The organism is Mesorhizobium sp. GW821-FHT04C10, assembly GCF_059420305.1.
In genome coordinates this window covers 5,119,473-5,139,576 of record NZ_JBWKTL010000001.1, presented here as the reverse complement: position 1 = coordinate 5,139,576, position 20,104 = coordinate 5,119,473, and the positions used below count along the sequence as shown (strand labels likewise).

The 20,104-nt window shown below is 64.4% G+C and carries 16 protein-coding genes; 7 read left to right on the top strand and 9 right to left on the bottom strand.

Going from position 1 to position 20,104, the window contains the following annotated elements; all coding sequences use genetic code 11:
- Positions 1-83 precede the first annotated feature (83 nt).
- Both ileS and AC07UC_RS25050 read left to right on the top strand, forming a co-directional pair.
- On the top strand, positions 84-3,080 hold the full coding sequence (ileS, locus tag AC07UC_RS25055) for an isoleucine--tRNA ligase (RefSeq protein ID WP_494907739.1): 2,997 nt from the start codon (positions 84-86) through the stop codon (positions 3,078-3,080).
- Between the two features lie 281 nt (positions 3,081-3,361).
- Positions 3,362-4,036, top strand: coding sequence for a hypothetical protein (locus AC07UC_RS25050; protein WP_494907738.1), 675 nt, complete (start codon positions 3,362-3,364; stop codon positions 4,034-4,036).
- A 164-nt stretch (positions 4,037-4,200) separates the two neighbouring features.
- On the opposite strand, the gene AC07UC_RS25045 is transcribed toward AC07UC_RS25050, so the two are convergent.
- Positions 4,201-4,650, bottom strand: coding sequence for a nucleoside deaminase (locus AC07UC_RS25045; RefSeq protein WP_494907737.1), 450 nt, complete (start codon positions 4,648-4,650; stop codon positions 4,201-4,203).
- A gap of 241 nt (positions 4,651-4,891) precedes the next feature.
- On the opposite strand from AC07UC_RS25045, the gene AC07UC_RS25040 reads away from it, so the two are divergent.
- The 5 genes from AC07UC_RS25040 to AC07UC_RS25020 all read left to right on the top strand — a co-directional run bounded on the left by AC07UC_RS25040 (position 4,892) and on the right by AC07UC_RS25020 (position 11,395).
- Positions 4,892-6,958: a pseudouridine synthase gene (locus AC07UC_RS25040; protein WP_494907736.1), complete on the top strand. Its 2,067-nt coding sequence runs from the start codon at positions 4,892-4,894 to the stop codon at positions 6,956-6,958.
- Positions 6,955-7,509: a 16S rRNA (guanine(966)-N(2))-methyltransferase RsmD gene (gene rsmD / locus AC07UC_RS25035; protein WP_494907735.1), complete on the top strand. Its 555-nt coding sequence runs from the start codon at positions 6,955-6,957 to the stop codon at positions 7,507-7,509. The genes AC07UC_RS25040 and rsmD overlap by 4 nt, the downstream gene beginning before the upstream one ends.
- 129 nt (positions 7,510-7,638) lie before the next feature.
- Positions 7,639-8,991: a M16 family metallopeptidase gene (locus tag AC07UC_RS25030; protein WP_202323054.1), complete on the top strand. Its 1,353-nt coding sequence runs from the start codon at positions 7,639-7,641 to the stop codon at positions 8,989-8,991.
- Between the two features lie 200 nt (positions 8,992-9,191).
- Positions 9,192-10,514, top strand: a complete 1,323-nt coding sequence (locus tag AC07UC_RS25025) for a M16 family metallopeptidase (RefSeq protein ID WP_494907734.1) — start codon at positions 9,192-9,194, stop codon at positions 10,512-10,514.
- Positions 10,511-11,395 (top strand): patatin-like phospholipase family protein, encoded by an 885-nt coding sequence (locus tag AC07UC_RS25020; protein WP_140768134.1) that lies wholly within the window; start codon positions 10,511-10,513, stop codon positions 11,393-11,395. Before AC07UC_RS25025 ends, AC07UC_RS25020 begins: the two co-directional genes overlap by 4 nt.
- Positions 11,396-11,448: 53 nt before the next feature.
- Here the strand turns inward: AC07UC_RS25020 and AC07UC_RS25015 are convergent, their stop codons facing one another.
- From AC07UC_RS25015 to AC07UC_RS24980, 8 genes are all read right to left on the bottom strand, one after another.
- Positions 11,449-11,907, bottom strand: a complete 459-nt coding sequence (locus AC07UC_RS25015) for an SRPBCC family protein (protein WP_494907733.1) — start codon at positions 11,905-11,907, stop codon at positions 11,449-11,451.
- Positions 11,908-11,910: 3 nt separating this feature from the next.
- Positions 11,911-12,759 carry an XdhC family protein gene (locus AC07UC_RS25010; protein ID WP_494907732.1) on the bottom strand — a complete coding sequence of 283 codons (849 nt, stop codon included), beginning with the start codon at positions 12,757-12,759 and terminating at the stop codon, positions 11,911-11,913.
- 20 nt (positions 12,760-12,779) lie between these two features.
- A complete protein-coding gene (locus AC07UC_RS25005; protein ID WP_494907731.1) occupies positions 12,780-13,988 on the bottom strand; it encodes a vWA domain-containing protein in 1,209 nt (402 codons plus the stop codon).
- Positions 13,985-14,869, bottom strand: coding sequence for an AAA family ATPase (locus AC07UC_RS25000; RefSeq protein WP_494907730.1), 885 nt, complete (start codon positions 14,867-14,869; stop codon positions 13,985-13,987). The genes AC07UC_RS25005 and AC07UC_RS25000 overlap by 4 nt, the downstream gene beginning before the upstream one ends.
- An 8-nt stretch (positions 14,870-14,877) precedes the next feature.
- A complete protein-coding gene (locus AC07UC_RS24995) occupies positions 14,878-17,298 on the bottom strand; it encodes an aerobic carbon-monoxide dehydrogenase large subunit (RefSeq protein WP_202323048.1) in 2,421 nt (806 codons plus the stop codon).
- Positions 17,295-17,807, bottom strand: a complete 513-nt coding sequence (locus AC07UC_RS24990) for a (2Fe-2S)-binding protein (protein ID WP_172351029.1) — start codon at positions 17,805-17,807, stop codon at positions 17,295-17,297. Before AC07UC_RS24990 ends, AC07UC_RS24995 begins: the two co-directional genes overlap by 4 nt.
- 13 nt (positions 17,808-17,820) lie before the next feature.
- Positions 17,821-18,684: an FAD binding domain-containing protein gene (locus AC07UC_RS24985; RefSeq protein ID WP_494907729.1), complete on the bottom strand. Its 864-nt coding sequence runs from the start codon at positions 18,682-18,684 to the stop codon at positions 17,821-17,823.
- 196 nt (positions 18,685-18,880) lie between these two features.
- Positions 18,881-20,086 (bottom strand): MHYT domain-containing protein, encoded by a 1,206-nt coding sequence (locus tag AC07UC_RS24980; protein WP_494908987.1) that lies wholly within the window; start codon positions 20,084-20,086, stop codon positions 18,881-18,883.
- Positions 20,087-20,104: the final 18 nt, after the last annotated feature.

Here is a 20,104-nt window from a genome sequence, read left to right as displayed (position 1 = left end):
GGTTTTGGGAAAACGATATGCATCAACCAAAGACTTCAAGCCCCGGGGCTTTCCCGCCGCCGGGCAATTGAGATGGCAGATCAATGACCGATACCCCTACCGCCGACAAGGCCGAGACGATCGACTATTCCAAGACGCTTTACTTGCCGCAGACGGATTTCCCGATGCGCGCCGGCTTGCCCGAGAAGGAGCCGGTGCTGGTCAAGCGCTGGCAGGACATGGACCTCTACCGCAAGCTGCGCGAGAGTGCCGCCGGCCGCACGAAATACGTGCTGCATGACGGCCCGCCCTACGCCAACGGCAACATCCATATCGGGCACGCGCTGAACAAGATCCTCAAGGATGTCATCACCCGCTCGTTCCAGATGCGCGGCTATGACTCGAACTACGTGCCTGGCTGGGACTGCCACGGCCTTCCCATCGAGTGGAAGATCGAGGAGCAGTATCGCGCCAAGGGCAAGAACAAGGACGAGGTGCCGGTCAACGAATTCCGCCAGGAATGCCGTGAATTCGCCGCGCACTGGATCTCTGTGCAGGGTGCGGAATTCCAGCGGCTCGGCGTCGTCGGCGACTTCAAGAATCCCTATACAACGATGGCCTTCCACGCCGAGTCGCGCATCGCCGGCGAGCTGTTGAAATTCGCCATGTCGGGCCAGCTCTATCGTGGCTCGAAGCCGGTGATGTGGAGCGTCGTCGAGCGCACCGCATTGGCCGAGGCAGAGATCGAATACCAGGACTACGAGTCCGATACGATCTGGGTGAAGTTTCCTGTCGCCAATCTTGTCGTTGCCAGTGTCGTGGACGGGCAGCCGGCGGAACTCAATCCGGATCTGAGCGGGCGGTCGCTGGATTTGCTGGATGCACATGTCGTCATCTGGACGACGACGCCTTGGACCATCCCGGGCAATCGCGCCGTCAACTATTCGCCGCGCGTCGCCTACGGGCTCTACGAGGTGACAGCGGCCGAGAATGCGTTTGGTCCGCAACCGGGTGAGAAGCTGATCTTTGCCGACGCCCTGGCCGAGGAAAGCCAGGCCAAGGCCAAGGTGACCTTGAAGCGCCTTCACGGGATCAGCACCGAACAGCTTGGAAATCTTGTGCTTTCGCACCCCCTCAAGGGCCTCGGCGGCGGCTACGAATTCCCCGTGCCGATGCTTGCCGGCGACCATGTCACCGACGATGCCGGCACCGGTTTCGTCCACACGGCGCCCGGCCATGGTCGCGAGGATTTCGACGCCTGGATGGATGCGGCGCCCGGACTGCGCGCGCGCGGCGTCGATACAGCGATCCCGTTTACCGTCGACGACGCCGGCTTCCTGACCAAGGACGCGCCGGGCTTTGGCCCGGATCGCGAAGGCGGACCGGCACGCGTCATCGACGACAATGGCAAGAAGGGCAACGCCAACCAGGCGGTCATCGACGAGCTGATCAAGCGCAACGCTTTGTTCGCGCGCGGCCGGCTGAAGCACTCCTATCCGCATTCCTGGCGGTCGAAGAAGCCGGTCATCTTCCGCAACACACCGCAATGGTTCGTCTACATGGACAAGGACCTCGGCGACGGCTCGACGCTGCGCAGCCGCGCGTTGAAGGCCATCGACGACACGCGCTTCGTGCCGGCTGCCGGCCAGAACCGCATCCGTGCCATGATCGAGGAGCGCCCCGACTGGGTGCTGTCGCGCCAGCGCGCCTGGGGCGTGCCGATCGCCGTATTCGCCGATGAGGACGGCAATGTGCTGAAGGACGAGGCCGTCAACCAGCGCATCATGGATGCCTTCGAGAAGGAAGGCGCCGACGCCTGGTTCGCCGCCGGCGCCAAGGAGCGTTTCCTCGGCAATCACGACGCCTCCCGTTGGAAGCAGGTGATGGACATCCTCGATGTCTGGTTTGATTCGGGCTCGACGCACGTCTTCACGCTGGAGGACCGTCCCGACCTGAAATGGCCGGCCGACGTCTATCTCGAAGGTTCCGACCAGCATCGCGGCTGGTTCCACTCCTCGCTGCTCGAAAGCTGCGGCACCAGGGGCAGGGCGCCTTACGACACCGTCGTCACCCATGGCTTCACCATGGACGAGGACGGGCGCAAGATGTCGAAATCGCTCGGCAACACCGTGGTGCCGCAGGACGTGATCAAGCAATCCGGCGCCGACATTCTGCGCCTGTGGGTGGTGACGACGGATTATTGGGAAGACCAGCGGCTCGGCAAGAACGTGCTGCAGACCAACATCGACGCCTACCGCAAATTGCGCAACACCATTCGCTGGATGCTGGGCACGCTCGCCCATGACGATGGCGAGGCGGTGCCGCTGGAAGAAATGCCGGAGCTCGAACGGCTGATGCTGCATCGGCTGGCCGAACTGGACGAGGTGGTGCGCCAGGGCTACGACGCCTTCGAATTCAAGCGCATCACCCGTGCATTGCTCGATTTCATGGTGGTCGAACTGTCGGCCTTCTATTTCGACATCCGCAAGGACGCGCTTTACTGCGACGCGCCGTCGAGCGTGAGGCGCAAGGCCTCGGTGCAGGTGGTGCGCAATCTCTTCGACTGCCTGGTGAAATGGCTGGCGCCGATGCTGCCCTTCACCATGGAAGAGGCCTGGCTCGACCGGCATCCTGATGCCGTTTCGTTGCATCTCGACCAGTTCCCGGAAATCCCGGCGGATTGGAAGAATGACGCGCTGGCGGAAAAATGGCGCAAGGTGCGGCAGGTCCGCCGTGTCGTCACCGGCGCGCTGGAGATTGCGCGGGCGCAGAAGGTGATCGGCTCCTCGCTCGAGGCGGTGCCGGTGGTCACGATCAACGACGCTGCGCTTGAGGCTGCCATATCGGACGTCGACATGGCAGAGATGGCGATCACCAGCGATCTCGTCATTGCCCATGGCCAGGCGCCGGACGGTGCCTTCACGCTCGACGACGTCAAGGGCGTTGCCGTGGTGGTCGAGAAGGCCGAGGATCGCGGCCTGGTCAAATGCGCGCGTTCCTGGCGCTACACGGCCGATGTCGGCCAGGATGCTGCATTTCCCGATGTCTCGGCGCGCGACGCTGCCGTGCTGCATGAGCTGCAGGCGCTCGGCCGGCTCTGATGCATGTCGCCCAAAACCGCACCCTCGGGCCTGGCCCGAGGGTGCGGCGGTTTCGGGATCACGGCACGCGTGGCCGGAATGCGCGGCATATCGGTGCACAAATGCCACGCCGGGCGGCGCGGATCCGCCCGTGCGTTGCCCTTAACGAGCGGTTGAGGTAAACACGCGAAACTCCGGAAGACAAATTGTCGCCGGATTTCCGTCGCAAGTGCTTGGACGATGGGGGCCGGACATCAAGACCGGTGGCGATCGAGAGGCTGTCTAGAGTGGGACTTTTTGGCATGACCGAGAGATATAACGCGCGCCTCGCGCTGCTGGCGCCGCTTGTCGCATCGGGCCTCGCTTTGTCCGGCTGCATGGGATCTCCGACCTATGGCACCGACAAGACTGCCGCCGAACAGCTCGCCGGCGATCTCACCGGCGCCGTTTCCTTCGCGCCGAAGCGCAGGGACCCGATCGACTACAAGCCGCGCCCCACCTTGGTAAAGCCCGCTCCCGGACAGAAGGAAGCCCTGCCTGCACCGCAGGACAGCATGACGGCAAGCGCCGAATGGCCCGAATCGCCCGAGCAGCGCCGCGCGCGCTTGCGTGCTGACGCCACCGCCCACCAGAACGATCCGAACTACCAGGCGGAGATCGTTGACGATGTGCAGACGGATCCGGCCGCGGTGAAAAAGGCTATGGAAGAGTCTGGCTCCAGCCACCCGCCGGCTTGGTCGCCTGCTGATTCCGACAAGGGTCGCGCCGCTGAAATCCAGCGCCGTCTCGCCGAGAGCAAGCAGGGCGATCCGAACACGCGCAAGTATTTGAGCGAGCCGCCCTTGGCCTACCGTGTCGCATCGGACACCGCGCCACAGAACGAAATCGGCGAGGACGAATACAAGAAGGAACGCCGTTTGAAGAAACAGGCGGAAGGCAAGAAGGGCGGCTGGTTCGACTGGCTGCCGTCGCTGTAGAGCAATTCCAGGAAAAGTGTGAACGGTTTTCCCGGGAAAAGCGCGTAGCGCCTTCCCTAGGCAATTGCTTCGAAACAAAGAGTTGGAGCATTTCACCGTTTCCGTGAAACGGTGAAATGCTCTGAGAACGCCCGTGCTGCCTTTTCGGACGGCGTGGCGTGGGATCAGTCGCGACGGTCCCTGAAAAATTCCTTGAGCAGCAGGGCCGCTTGGGTCTCTCCCATACCCGGATAGATGTCGGGCGTGTGATGACAGGTCGGCGAGGCGAAGAAGCGCACGCCGTTCACGACCGCACCGCCCTTTTCGTCAGCGGCACCGAAATAGAGACGGCGCAACCTGGCGAAGGAAATGGCGCCTGCACACATGGCGCACGGTTCCAGCGTCACATAGAGATCGTGGCCGGTAAGCCGCTCGCTTGCGAGTTTCCCACACGCTTCGCGGATGACCAGCATCTCGGCATGCGCAGTCGGGTCCGCCAGTTCGCGGGTACGGTTGCCGGCACTGGCCACGATTGTGTTGCCCGTGGCGATGACGGCGCCGACCGGCACTTCGCCGCGCAAGGCTGCCGCTTCGGCCTCCTTAAGCGCCGCCGCCATGAAATCCGGCCGCTTCACGCGGTTTCCATTCCGATTATCTCCTCGCCACTCCAGACTTTTGATTTTCGTTCGTCTTGCCGGAAAAACCGGTCTCCACTTTTCCCTGACAAACTCTGATGATCCTGTTATTGAGCGCATCAGCCTGAAAATCGGACTCGATTTTCAGAAAAGATCATGCGCCAAATCAAAGTGCTACAGCGTTCGTTGCGCGCCCGAAAGGATGCGCCACGCTGTAGCAGCGCAAACGGACAAAGGCCACATGGACGACAACGACAAGAAATCTCCGCGCCAAAAAGGTCCGGGCAAGAAACCCGCGGCTCCGCGAGGCGACAGGGGCGGCAAGCCATCCTTTGGCGCCAAGAAACCCTACGCGCCGCGCGGCGATCGTCCGATGGCCGCCGAGGGCGAGCGCCCGAAGCGTGACCTCAAGGGCGGCGACAAGCCGTTCAGCAAGGGGCCGCGCCCAGCGGGCAAGCCGTATGAGAAGCGCGAAGGACCGCGCAAGCCCTACGCGCCGCGCGGCGACCGTCCGATGGCGGCTGAAGGCGAACGCAAGCCGTATGAGAAGCGTGAAGGACCGCGCAAGCCTTACGCCCCGCGCGGCGACCGTCCGATGGCGGCTGAAGGCGAACGCAAGCCCTACGAGAAGCGTGAAGGGCCGCGCAAGCCCTACGCGCCGCGCGGCGACCGTCCGATGGCGGCCGAAGGCGAACGCAAGCCGTATGAAAAACGTGAAGGGCCGCGCAAACCCTACGCGCCGCGTGGCGACCGTCCGGTTGCCGCTTCGGCAGAGGGTGGCGAAAAGCGTTTCGACCGCCCGAAGCGTGATTTCGGCGATCGTCCAAAGCGTGACTTTTCTGACCGTCCGAAGCGCGACTTCAGCGATCGTCCCAAGCGCGACTTCAGTGATCGGCCGCAAGGGGCTTCAGGCGGCTTCAAGCCGCGACCGCGTCCCGCCGAGGCCACGGAAGAGGCCGGCGAACGCATCGCCAAGCGGCTGGCGCGCGCCGGACTTGCCTCGCGCCGCGATGCCGAAGAGCTGATCGCCGCCGGCCGCGTCAAGGTCAATGGCCGGGCGCTGTCTTCGCCGGCGTTCAATGTCATGCCTGGCGACATTATCCATCTCGACGGCATGGAGATCCCGCCGATCGAACGCACACGCCTGTTCCTGTTTCACAAGCCGGCTGGCGTCGTTACCACCAACCGCGATCCCGAGGGCCGCAAGACCGTCTTCGACGTGCTGCCGGCCGAATTGCCGCGGCTGATGACCATTGGCCGGCTCGACATCAACACTGAAGGCCTGCTGCTGCTCACCAATGATGGTGGCCTGTCGCGCGTGCTCGAACTGCCGGCCACCGGCTGGCTGCGCCGCTACCGTGTGCGCGTCCACGGCAAGGTCGAGGAGAGCGCGCTTGCCGGCCTGCGCGAAGGCATTGCCGTCGACGGCGTGTTCTATGGCGCCATCGAAGCCAGCCTCGACCGGGAGCAGGGCTCCAATGCCTGGCTGACGATCGGCCTGCGCGAAGGCAAGAACCGGGAAGTGAAGAACATCCTCGGCGCGCTCGGCCTCGACGTGACGCGGCTGATCCGCATCTCCTATGGTCCGTTCCAGCTCGAGGACCTTGCCGAAGGTCACGTGCTGGAGATCAAGGGCCGCGTGCTGCGCGACCAGCTTGGCGAACGCCTGGTGGAGGAATCCGGCGCCAATTTCGACGCCGAGATAGCAAAACCCTTTTCCAACAAGCCGGTGCGGCGCACTGAAGTTCGCGAGCCGGAACCCGAACGGCCGAAATTCACGCGTGATGGCGAGCGCCGGCCGATCGGCGAGGGCGGGCTGATCAAGAACCGCAAGCGCCGGGAAGGCAGCCGCGACGAGGCGCTCGGCAAACTGTCGACAAGCCCCGACAGAAGCGAGAGGCCGGAAAAGAGCTTTGGCGAGCGTGGTCCGAGGCCAGAGCGTGGTGGCTTTGGTGACAAGCCACGCGGCAGTTTTGGCGACAAGCCGCGCGGTGGCTTCGGCGACAAACCTCGTGGCGGCAAGAAATCCGAGCGCGAGCAGCGGCAGATCGAGCCGCCCGGCCAGCGCAAGGCCAATGTCTGGATGGCGCCTGGTGCCCGGCCGATCGGCAAGGGCAGGGCGGAAGCCGATGCCGCCAAGGCGGCCGACGCCAAGGCGCGCAAGGCGTCGTTCAAACCGTCCTATGGCAAACCCGGCGGCAAACCGGCAGGCGCAAAGCCGTTCGGCAAGCCGCGTGGCGAGCGTCCTGGCGGCGCCGGCGGCGGTGAGCGGCCGCGCGGTGGCCCCAAGGGTCCCCGGACAAGATGAGAATCGTCGGCGGTGAGTTTCGCGGGCGTCCACTGGCGACGCCTCGCAGCAGCGCCATCCGTCCGACGACCGACCGGACCCGCGAGGCCGTCTTCAACGTGCTGGCGCATCGTTTTGCCGAACACTTGGAAAGTGCGCGCGTGCTCGACCTGTTCGCTGGAACCGGCGCGCTGGGTCTGGAGGCGCTATCGCGCGGGGCATCCTATGGTGTCTTCATCGAGGAATCGGCCGAAGGCCGTGGCCTGATCCGCGACAATGTCGAGGCCTTCGGCCTGACCGGCCGCACCAAGATTTTTCGTCGCGATGCGACAGGCCTTGGCGAGGCGGGCACGCTGGCGCCGTTTGGCCTCGTCTTCGCCGATCCGCCCTACGGCAAGGGCCTTGGCGAGCTTGCCTTGCGGTCGGCGAAAGCCGGCGGCTGGCTGCGCCCCGGCGCGCTGTGCGTGGTCGAGGAGACGGCGGTGGTTCCCTTCGAACCAGGCCTGGGCTTTTCCGTGCTGGATGAGCGCAATTACGGCGAAACCGTCATCCGTTTCATCGAGGCTGTCTGATACACCCGCGCTTGTGATCCCTTCCGAAGGCAACGGGTAGGCCGAGTGCCTTCAAAATGACGAACAAATTCGCTTTGCCTCGACTGGCAACCCCGCCTATCGTCCCCGCCATGACAACCGGAGCCATCGATGAAACGTCCTGAATGGCTGCGCGCAATGCTGCTGACGACCGCTCTGGCACTGATCAGCCCCGCCGTTGCAGCCGATGATGGCACGGTCACCAACTTCCTGCTCGACAACGGCATGGAAGTGGTCGTCATTCCCGACCATCGCGCGCCGATCGTCACTCACATGGTGTGGTACAAGATCGGCAGCGCCGACGAGCCGCCAGGCAAATCCGGCATCGCCCATTTCTTCGAGCATCTGATGTTCAAGGCGACGACAAATCACGCGGCCGGCGAGTTCGACCGCGCCGTCTCCGACATTGGCGGCTCCAACAACGCCTTCACTTCCTACGACTACACCGCGTTCCACGAGACGGTGGCGCCGTCGGCGCTCGAGCAGATGATGGGCTTCGAGGCGGACCGGATGCGCAACCTCATCCTCACAGATGATGTCATCAAGACCGAGCGCGATGTCATCCTCGAGGAACGCCGTTCGCGCATCGACAACAATCCGCAGGCGGTGCTCGACGAGGAAGTCGATGCCACGCTGTGGCAGAACCAGCCCTATCGCATTCCGGTCATCGGCTGGATGCAGGAGATGGAACAGCTGAACCGCACCGACGCCACCGCCTTCTATGACAAATACTACCGGCCCAACAATGCCGTGCTGATCGTGGCCGGCGATGTCGAACCGGAGACGGTGAGGGCGCTGGCTGAGAAGACCTATGGCAAGGTGGCGCGCGGCCCGGACCTGCCGCCGCGCGTGCGCCCGGTCGAGCCGGAGCAGAACACCAAGCGCACCGTCACACTCTCCGACGCCCGCGTCAGCGTGCCGAGTTTCTCGACGCAATGGGTGGTGCCGTCCTACCACACCGCCAAGGCGGGCGAGGCCGAGGCGCTTGACCTGCTTGCCGAAATCCTTGGCGGCGGCAACCGCAGCCGGCTCTACCAGGCGCTTGTGGTCAAGCAGGGCATCGCGTCCAATGCCGGTGCGTATTTCCAGGGCACCATGCTCGACGATACCAATTTCACCGTCTATGGCGCGCCGCGCGGCGACGCCAAGCTGGCCGACGTCGAGGCCGCGGTCGATGCCGAGGTGGCGCGTATCATCAGCGATGGCGTCACATCCGACGAGCTTGAAAAGGCCAAGGACCGCTATATCAGGTCGATGGTCTTTACCCGCGACAAACAGGACTCCATGGCCGAAATGTATGGCTCGACGCTCGCCACCGGCGGCAATGTGCAGGATGTCCAGCAATGGCCGGACCGTATCCGAAAGGTCACGGCCGACGAGGTCAAGGCCGTCGCCGCACGCTATCTGGTGCTGGCTCGCTCGACCACCGGCTATCTCTTGCCGCAGCAACAGGCGGGGAATTGATGATGAACTCTATGCATATGCGCGAGGCGGTGAAAGCGCCTTCCCTTCTCCCCTTGTGGGAGAAGGTGGATCGGCGCGTAGCGCCGAGACGGATGAGGGGTGCGCCACGGAGTGCCGTCCTCGCCAAGCTGGAACACCCCTCATCCGACCTCGCTTCGCGAGGCCACCTTCTCCCACAAGGCGAGAAGGGAAGACCGCGCGTGGCCACCGCGCTCGCAACCCTCTTCCTCACCATCCTCTTCCTGGTCCTGCCGGCGCTTGCCGCCCGCGCCATGGAAATCCAGTCCGTCACCTCGTCGAAGGGCGTCACGGCCTGGCTGGTGGAGGATTATTCCGTACCGGTCGTCGCCGTTCGTTTCGTCTTCGGCGGCGGCTCGACGCAGGATCCGGTGGGCAAGGAAGGATTGGCCAATCTGATGACCGGCCTGTTCGACGAGGGTGCCGGGCCTCTCGATTCGGAAGCCTTCCAGATCAAGCTCGACGATGCCGGAGCCGAGATGAGCTTCGACGAGAGCCGCGACGGCGTCTATGGTTCGATGCGCATGCTGGCCGAGCAGCGCGACGAGGCGTTCGACCTGTTGCGGCTGGCGGTCAACGAGCCGCGCTTCGACCAGGCGCCGATCGATCGCATCCGCGCCCAGATCCTGTCCGGCATCATCGCCAACGAGAACGACCCCGACACGATGGCGCAGAACAAATGGGCGCGCGCCATCTATGGCGACCATCCCTATTCGCGCTCGGACCAGGGCACCAGGCAGAGCATCGCGGCCATCACGCGGGATGATCTGAAGGCCCTGCACAAGGCGGTGTTCGCGCGCAGCGGCCTGCATATCGCCGTGGTCGGCGCCATCGACGCCGAGACGCTGAAGAAGAAGCTCGACATGGTGTTCGGCGACCTGCCGCAGAACCAGGCGCTCGCGCCTGTCGCCGATATCGAGCCCAAATTGGCGCAGCATCTGGAAGTCAATTACGACTTGCCGCAGACCTCGCTGCAGCTCGCCTGGCCCGGCGTGAAGCGCAAGTCGGCGGATTTCTTCCCGGCGGTGCTGATGAACGAGATCCTCGGCGGCGGCACCTTCACCTCGCGCCTGTTCCAGGAGGTGCGCGAAAAGCGCGGGCTGGCCTATGGCGTCAACTCTTCGCTGGTCAACCAGGACCACGCCAACGCACTGATTGTCACCACCGGAACGCGCTCCGACCGCGCGGCCGAGACGCTCGGTATCGTGCGCGATGTCGTCAAGCAGCTGGCCGAGAACGGTCCGACCGAAGTAGAACTCGCGGCGACCAAGAAATATCTCATCGGCGCCTATGCCATCAACAATCTGGACTCATCGAGTTCCATCGCCGCGACGCTGGTCGAATTGCAGCTCGACGATCTCGGCATCGACTATATGCAGCGCCGCGCCGGCTACATCAACGCGGTGACGCTCGACCAGGTCAAGGCGGCTGCGCAGAAGCTGCTGACGGCCGAGCCGACCATCATGGTGGTCGGGCCTCCGCTGGCGGGGGCCGGCAAGGGATGAGCCCCACCTTCGGCATAGCTTTCGGCGGCGGCGGCGCGCGCGGGCTGGCGCATATCCATGTCATCGAGGTGCTGGACGAACTCGGTATCAAGCCGGTGACGATCGCCGGTTCATCGATCGGTGCCATCATGGGCGCCGGCATGGCCGCGGGCATGACCGGCAAGGATATCCGCGACTATGCCCGCTCGATCCTCGGCCGGCGCGCCGAGGTGGCGAGCCGCATGTGGCGCGCTCGTCCGGGCACGATCGCGGAAGCCATGCAGAACGGCATCCGTGTCAGCCAGTTCAATGTCGAGCGAATCCTGAAGGCGTTTCTGCCCGAGGCCATCCCCGAAACCTTCGCCGAGTTGAAAATCCCGTTGAAGGTGACGGCGACCGATTACTTCGGCCACAAGCTGGCGGTGTTCGCGGATGGCGACCTGCATTCCGCGCTGGCCGCTTCGGCGGCCATTCCCGCCGTGTTCCGCCCGGTGATGCGCGACGGCAGGCTGCTGATCGACGGCGGCATCTACAATCCCGTGCCATTCGATCTGATCGAGAATGACGCCGACATCATCATCGGCGTCGACGTCGTCGGCGCGCCGGAAGAGGTCGACCGCAAGCAGCCCACCTCGGTCGACCTGATGTTCGGCGCCACGCAGCTGATGATGCAGTCGATCATCGCCAACAAGCTGCAACAATGCCGCCCCGACATACTGGTCCGCCCGGCAGTATCAAAATACCGCGTGCTCGATTTCCTGAAGATCGACGCCCTGATGAGCGAGACGGCTGATATCAAGGATCAGCTCAAGCGGGAGCTGGAGAGGGTGGTGGAGGCGCGTGAGAAGCGTGTCATCCGCCCGAAACGACAACCGTCTTCAAGCCGACGCCTTGCACCCTGAAATAGTCGCGTGCACCGGCGGATGCCGAGCTGGCAGCTTTTCCTTCTGCCTTGTCAGGCCGAGATCGGTTGCCCGGTCATCTGGCTGCCGAGATTGGTGAAGAACTGGCCGGCAAGCTTGCGCGAGGTCGAATCGATCAGCCGGCTACCGAGTTGGGCGATCTTGCCGCCGACATCGGCCTTGACCGTGTAGGAGAGGATCGTGGCATTTGGCCCATCCTCGGCCAGCGAGACATCGGCCCCGCCCTTCGCGAAGCCGGCAATGCCGCCCTTGCCCTCTCCGGAGATTGTGTAAGAGCGCGGCGGGTTGAGATTGGTCAGTTCCACCGTGCCTTCGAAACGCGCCTTGATCGGTCCGACCCGCAGCACGACGGTCGCGGTCATGTCGGTATCCGACGTCTTCTCCAGCGTCTCGCAGCCCGGAATGCAGGCACGCAGCGTCTCCGGATCGTTCAGCGCTCGCCATACCGCGTCGATTGGCGCCTCGATGCGCTCTTGCCCGTTCATGTCCATCGTCTATGCCTTTTCTGCTGCGGATTGATGTGCCGCCGTAGAGCGCTGTCCTTCGCGGCGGCGTTGTGTGATTTCGGCGAGGATCGACAAGGCGATCTCCTCGGGTGTGATGGCGCCGAGGTCGAGTCCGGCCGGCGCCTTGATGCCGTCCAGCGCCACAGGCGAGACGCCGTCGGCTATCAGTTTTTCGCGCAACGCCGCGATCTTGCGGCGGCTGCCGACGAAGCCGCGGTAGTCGGCATCCATGCCGAGCGCCGCTTTCAGTGCCGCCTCATCGCCTTTACCTTGCGTGGAAACGACGACGAAGCGTCTTGCGCCATGATGTGCTTCGGCCCGAAATCCGTCGACGAGCAGATCCGCGTCGGGCATGGCGGACAGGTCCGCCATCGGCGATGCCAGCGTGACGTGGTAGCCGAGAGGCCTCGCCTGCTCGATCAGTGCCAGCGCCACCGGGCTGGAACCCAGCACGACAAGCGACGGGCGCGGCAGCACCGGCTCCACGAAGATGTCCATCGTGCCCTTGGACGGGCACATGTTCCTGGCGAATTTTATCCCGTCACGATCGTCGCCCGCGTGCACGCCCAGTTCCTCCAGAAGATTTTCCGGTTGAATCGAGATCAGCCGCGACTGCCCGTCGGCCAGCGCCTCGCGCGCCGCCTTGAGCGTGGCCCCGCGTGCGCAGCCGCCACCGATCCAGCCGGCCTCGATGCGGCCGTCCGGACGGATCACGGCCTTGGCGCCCGCCTTGGCCGCCGTCACCGACACGGTGCGCACCACGGTGGCGAGCACAAAGGGCTCTTCGGCCGCCTTCAGGCGCGATACGATATCGAGCACATCGACATGAGCGTTCATGGCAAAACCTCCCGTCTCCGTCACAGTTTGCTCAAATAGGGTTCGAGCGCGGCCAAGCTCTTCAGCGTATGCGCCGGCGCGAACAGATCGACATGCGGCAGCGCTGCCTTGATGCCGGCGGCCTCCGGCGCGTAGCCGTCCCAGCCCATCATCGGGTTCAGCCAGACGATGCGCCGGCAACGTCGCCCAAGCTGCTCCATCTCGCGGCCGAGCAGGGCTGCGTCGCCGGTCTCGTAGCCGTCCGAGACGATCATCACACAGGTGCGTGAATGGATGACGCGGGCGGCGTGCCAGCGGTTGAAGGTCTGCAGGCTCTCTCCGATCCTCGTGCCGCCACCAGCGCCCTGGGCCATCATCGACAGACGGTCGAGCGCGCGCGCCGCATCCTTCTCCTTCATGGCGTCGGAGACATGGGCAAGCCTGGTGTGGAACAGGAAGGCGTCGGCTTCGCGGAAGGCGTCGAGGACGCCGTGGATGAACCGCAGGAAGGCGCCGGTATACATGCTCATCGAACCCGACGCGTCGAGCAGGATCACCAGCCGCAGCGGCTTTTGCTTGCGCTGCCGCCTGACTAGGCTGACTGGCACGCCGCCATGGCTGATGTTGCGATGGATGGTGCGCCGGAGGTCGAGCCGGTAGCCGCGCCGACGCGCGAGGTCGCGCCGCGTCAGCCTTGTGCGCATGAGACGCGCCAACCGTTCGGCGATGGCATGCGCCTCGGCGATGTCGGCGGGGTCGGAGAGTTTGCGGAAATCGGTTTCGGCGATGGTTTCCGTCCGCGAGGCGCCCTCGGCGCGTCCTTCGCCGGACCGTTCCTCGGCGCTCGCCTCGCCGCCGGAGGCGATCTGGTCGAACGCCTCGTCACCCTTCTGCTTGTCCTGGCCGTCCTGAAGCGACTTCACCGACGGATTGTTGGCGTTGGCGGGCCTGCCTGAAGCGGCAATGCGCGAACGCACGCGCTTCTTCAGCCAGAACGCATCGAAGATGCCGTCGAATTTCTCCCAGTCGGCCTTGCGGGCCGAGAACAGATGCTTGAAGGCGGAGCGTAGCAGGCCGGGCTTTTTCCCGTAGCCAGCGGCAAGCAGCGCCGCGGCATCCTGGCCTTCACGCGCCCCCACCGCGAAGGCGGCGCCGCGCAGCGTGGCAAGGAAGGCCGAGAGTTTGCGCGAGACGAGGCGCGAGACCTCGTCCATCTCGTCGAGGGTCGGAGGGGTGCCGCAGCAACTCATGCCACTCTTCCCAACATGCGCTGCGTGACCTCACGCGTCATGCGCGCGCTGTCCTCCCGGGTTTTCATCAGGCAGATCAGCGTCTCGTGCACGTTTTCGGGCTTCTCGTGCAAGTCCGTCACATCGAGGCCGACAAGCGCCGCGGCCCAGTCGAGCGTTTCCGCGATGCCCGGCACCTTGCGCAATTCCTCCTTGCGGATGCTTTCGACCATGCGGGCGATCTGCAGCGAGAGCGCGGCGCCTGCCTGCGGGATTCGCGCCATGATGATGCGTGCCTCGCGATCGACGTCGGGATAGTCGACATAGTGGTAGAGGCAGCGCCGGCGCAGTGCATCGGACAGTTCGCGGGTGCCGTTCGAGGTCAGCACGACGTGCGGAACGGATATGGCCGTGATGGTGCCGAGTTCAGGGATCGAGATCTGAAAATCGGAAAGCAGTTCGAGAAGAAAAGCTTCGAATTCCTCGTCGGCGCGATCGACCTCGTCGATCAGCAGCACCGGCGGCTTTTTCCTCCGGATGGCGGCCAGCAGCGGCCGCTCAAGCAGGTATTTTTCGGAGAATATCCTGTCCTCGATCGTGTCGGCGTTGCGGTCGGTGCCGGCCTTGTGCGCCTCGATGGCAAGCAACTGGCGCTGATAGTTCCATTCGTAGAGCGCCGCCGATTGGTCGAGGCCCTCGTAGCACTGCAGGCGGATCAGTTCCGTGTCGTGCACGAAGGCCAGCGCCTTGGCGACCTCGGTCTTGCCGACGCCCGCCTCGCCCTCCAGCAGCAGCGGCCGTTTGAGCAACTGCATGATGCCGATGGCGGTCGCCAGTTCGGCGTCGGCAATGTAGCCTGCCGCGGCAAGGCGGCCGGCGATCTCGTCGCGGGGGAGGGCCATGGGAAGGACTACCCCACCGCCCCCAGCTGCTTCGCCACCCGCCAGTTGCGCCAGTAGTCATGCGGCATCTGGATGTGCGTGGAGCCGAGGAACGAGAAAGCGTCGTTGACGGCGTTGGAAAAGGCCGGCACGCCGCCGACATTGGGGCTTTCGCCGACGCCCTTGGCGCCGATCGGATGATGCGGCGATGGCGTCACGGTGAAGTCGGTTTCCCAGCGCGGCGTTTCGACCGCGGTCGGAATGAAGAAATCCATGAACGAGCCGGTGGTGACGTTGCCGGCCTCGTCATAGGCGATCTCCTGGCCCATGGCGATGGCGAAGGCCTCGGTCAGTCCGCCATGCACCTGGCCCTCGATGATCATCGGGTTGATGCGCGTGCCGCAATCGTCAAGAGCGTAGAAGCGGCGGACTTTGTAGACTCCCGTGTCGACGTCGATATCCATGACGCAGATATAGGCCCCGAACGGATAGGTCATGTTGGGCGGATCGTAATAGCTCACCGCTTCCAGCCCGGGCTCCATGCCGGGCGGTGGGGAATTGTAGGCGATCCAGCAGATGTCCTTCATGCCGAGGAATTTCTCCGGCAGTCCCTTTACCCGGAAGCCGTCGATGTCCCATTCGAGATCGTCTTCATGGACCTCGAGCTTGTAGGCGGCGATCATCTGCGCCTTGGCCTTGATCTTGCGCGCGGCCATGGCGATGGCGGCGCCCGCCACCGGCGTCGAGCGCGAGCCGTAGGTGCCCAGTCCGTAAGGCGCGGTGTCGGTATTGCCTTCCTCGACCATGATGTCGTCGGCCGGAATGCCGATCTCGGTCGCGATGATCTGAGCCCACGTCGTCTCGTGACCCTGGCCCTGGCTCTTGGTCCCAACCCGCGCGATGCCGGCGCCGGTCGGGTGCAGCCTGATCTCGCAGGAATCGAACATGGCGATGCCGAGGATGTCGCAGTTCTTCGACGGGCCGGCGCCGACGATCTCGGTGAAGAAGGAGACGCCGAGGCCCATGATCTCGCGCGTCTCGCCGCGCTTGAACGCTTCGCGCCTGGCGGCCTGTTCCTTGCGCAGCCCGGCGTAGTCGACCGTCTCCATCATCTTCTTCATGGCGGTGTGGTAGTCGCCGGAATCATATTCCCAGCCGAGCGCGGAATGGTATGGGAACTGCTCCGGCTTGATGAAGTTCTTGAGCCGCAACTCCGCTGGGTCCATGCCGAGCTTCTGGGCAAGGATATCCATGCCCCGCTCGATGCAGTAGGCGGCTTCCGTCACCCGGAACGAGCAGCGATAGGCGACACCGCCCGGCGCCTTGTTGGTGTAGACGCCGTCGACTGCCAGATGCGCCACCGGGAAGTCGTAGGAACCGGTGACGATGTTGAAGAAGCCGGCGGGCCATTTCGACGGATCGGCGCAGGCGTCGAAGGCGCCGTGATCGGCCAGCACGTGGACGCGCAGCCCGGTGACCTTGCCTTCCTTGGTCGCCGCGATCTCCGTCGTCATGTGGTAGTCGCGGGCAAAGGAGGTCGCAGTCAGGTTCTCGATACGGTCCTCGACCCATTTGACAGGTTTGCCCGTCACGATCGATGCCACCGCCGCGCAGATATAGCCGGGATAGGCGCCGACCTTGTTGCCGAAGCCGCCGCCGATGTCGGGCGCGATGACATGGATCTTGTGTTCCGGAATCTTGGCGATCAGCGCCACCACGGTGCGGATGACGTGCGGCGCCTGGAACGTGCCGTAGATGGTCAGTTCGCCCTTCACCTTGTCGAAGGAGCAGAGGCACTGGCAGGTTTCGAGCGGCGACGGGTGGGTGCGATGGTAGGAGATCATCTCCTTGATCGTCACCTCCGCCTTGCGGAAGGCGGCGTCGGTGAGATCCTTGTCGCCCACCGTCCATTCGAAGATATGGTTGTGGTGCTTGCGCGGGCCATGCGCACCGGTCGTCTTGCCGGCAAGATCCTCGCGCAGCACGGGCGCATCGGTGTCCATCGCCTTGAACGGATCGACCAGCGGCGGCAACGCCTCATACTCGACCTCCACGGCATTGATGCCGTCGTCTGCGGTGTAGCGGTCGGTGGCGACGACGAAAGCGACTTCCTGGTTCTGGAACAGGACCTTGCCGTCGGCCAGCACCATCTGCACATCGCCCGCCAGCGTCGGCATCCAGGCCAGATTCACGGTCTTCAGCGTCTCTGCCGTGATCACGGCGAGCACGCCGGGGATTTTGAGCGCCTTCTCGGCGTTGATCGACTTGACGCGGGCATGGGCGTGTGGGGAGCGCACGAAGTCGCCATGCAGCATGCCGGGCAGCTTGATGTCGTCGACATAGTTGCCCCGGCCTTGTGTGAAGCGGATGTCTTCGACCCGCTTCCTCTTGCAGCCCATGCCTTCCAGTTTCGCTTCGCGCTGTTCGCGCGTGGGGGTCATGTCGTTCATTCCGCTGCCTCCTGGAATTCCGTGCCGTTGATCTTGGCGGCTGCGTACTGGATTGCCCTGACGATGTTCTGGTAGCCGGTGCAGCGGCACAGATTGCCCGCGATGCCGAAACGGATTTCTTCTTCAGTGGGGTTCGGGTTCTCCTGCAGAAGCCGGTGCGCGCGCACGATCATACCCGGAGTGCAGAAGCCGCATTGCAGTCCGTGCATCTGCCTGAAGCCTTCCTGCAAAGCCGCCAGCGTGCCGTCCGCATTGGCAATGCCCTCCACCGTGGTGATCTCGGCGCCGTCGGCCTGCACGGCAAAGATCGTGCAGCTCTTCACCGACATGCCGTTGAGATCCACCGTACAGGCGCCGCAATGCGTCGTTTCGCAGCCGATATGGGTTCCGGTGAGTTGCAGGTTTTCGCGGATGAAATGAACGAGCAGGGTACGCGGCTCGACGAGGCCGTCGACCTCGACACCGTTCACCTTCATGCTGACCTGGGTTTTCCTTGCCTGGGTTGCCATCTGGGTCTCCTCCTCAGGCCGCCTTGGCCGCGGCGCGTTTCAACGCCCGCTGGACCATGATGCCGCCGACATGTTTCCTGTATTCGGCCGGCCCCCTGCCGTCGCCGGCAGGCTCCATCACCGCCTCCGCCGCCTCGGCCGATCTCTTCAAGGCAGCGTCGTCGAGGCTGGTGCCGATGACCGCTTGTGCGGCGTCCTCGGCCAGCAGCGGGGTCTCCGACAGGTTTGTGAGCCCGATCACGCAGGTCGCGACCTTGCCGCCGCTCATCGTCAGCATCACGGCGGCAGCGGCGGTCGCATAGTCGCCGATCTTGCGTTTCAGCTTCTCGTAGGCGTAGCCATGGCCGACCGGCGGTACCGGGACCGACACCGAGGTCAGTATCTCGCCGGGTTCGAGCGCCGTGAAATAGGCGCCCTGGTAGAACTCCCGTGCGGCCACAGTGCGGATGCCGTCGGGACCTTCCAATAGGTAGTCGGCGCCGAGCGCCATCATCAGCGCCGGCATGTCGTTGCCGGGGTCGCCATTGGCGACATTGCCGCCGATGGTGCCGCGATAGCGCACCTGCGGGTCGGCGATCATCAGCGCCGTCTCGTGCAGGACCGGCAGGGAGGATGCGATCACGTCCGAGGCGAGCAGGTCGTGCTGGGTGGTCATGGCGCCGATGACGATACGGTCGCCATCGCGTCTGATACCCTTGAGGTCATCTATTCCATGCAGGTCGATCAGATGGTCGGGCGTCGCAAGCCTGAGTTTCATCATCGGGATCAGGCTGTGGCCGCCCGCCAGCGGCCGCGCCTCCTCGCCAAGGTCGGCGAGCAGCTTGATCGCACCGGCGACGCTCGCGGGGCGGTGATAGCTGAAAGGTCCTGGAATCATGTCGGTCTATCCTCCCTCGAGCCGGAACTCGGATGCGGTTCCGGTCACGAATAATCTGGTGGGGGAGGCTGTTCCCGCTGTCCGGCATGCGCAAGACATGCGGCCTTCAGGCGTCACGAAGAGCGCGGAAAGGCACGAAATGCGGTAAATTCCGCACGAATTGCGTCAGTCATCGTGACCTATGCCGGGGAGGTGGTCAGGTGGCGCGTCGGATCAGGCCCAGCCTCGCCCTGAGTTCGGCGATCTTGGCACGGCTAACCGGCACAAGGTGCGGTACGACGCCGTCGAGTTCCACCACGGCGCCGTCCCCCTCCTTGCGGATCATCGTGACGTGCGGGATCGAGACGATATGACTGCGGTGGACTCGGATAAAGGTGGCTGGATCGAGCTGCGTTTCGGCCTGCGAAATCGCCCATGGACACATGCGTTCGCGATTGCCGTCATGGACGAGCGTGTAGTGGGCGTCCGCCTTGACGCTGCGGATCTCTCCAACATCGATGAAATGCGTGCCGTCGCTGCCCTCAACGGGTAGTCGCGTCGCGGCGGTGATACGCGGTTGTCCCAGTCCTCGCAGCGGCAAATTCCGTTGCGCCTGCAGGCCCATGAGGTCGAAACCGCTTCCCTCGGGTCCGGTGCTTTCCGCGGCATCGAAATCCTGCCCATCGGCCGCGCCGGACGCGACCGAAACGCGAGGGCGCGGCTCGGGGACGAGGAACAGCAGAAAGCCGGCGACGATCAGGAAGCACAGAAGCGAGACGATCAAGGACAGCACCTGCGGCGAGGCGATGAGGCCGTCCGAGGCGTGGTCGAGAGCCGGTGCCGGCACGAAGCGCATGCCGTACATGGCGGTGTAATGCATGCCGGAAACCGCAACCCCGAAAGCCGCCGCGCTGAGCGCCAGGCGCCTGCCGACATGGCGCGCCAGGAACACGCGCAGGCCGCCATAGGCCGTACCGACAGCGATCAGCACCGCCATCAGCACCATGGCGCGCTCGTGCTCGACGCGGAAGGCGCCGGCCAGGCCGTGGATGCCGACATAATGCATCGACACGATACCGGCCCCGAGCAACAGCGCCGACGCCATGACACGGCCGTCCGAGGGCTCGCCCACCGAGACGAAGAACAGCGAAACGCCGACGACGAGGGCGCAGATCAGGAAGGAGACGATGGTCGGCAGGACGAGATAGACGGCGTCGCTCGGGAGCGGTGCCGCCAGCACACCGACGAAGTGCATGGTCCAGATACCGACCGCCAGGAAAAAGGCCGCGCCGGCAAGCAAAAGCCTACGCCCGGCACCGGCGGTACCGCGCACGCGGGCTGCGAGCCCGAAACCTGTGTATCCTCCCAGGATCGCGATCACCACCGAGAGCGCGACCAGGTAGGGGTTATGCCCTACGAACATCTCGGTACTGGGCCCGCG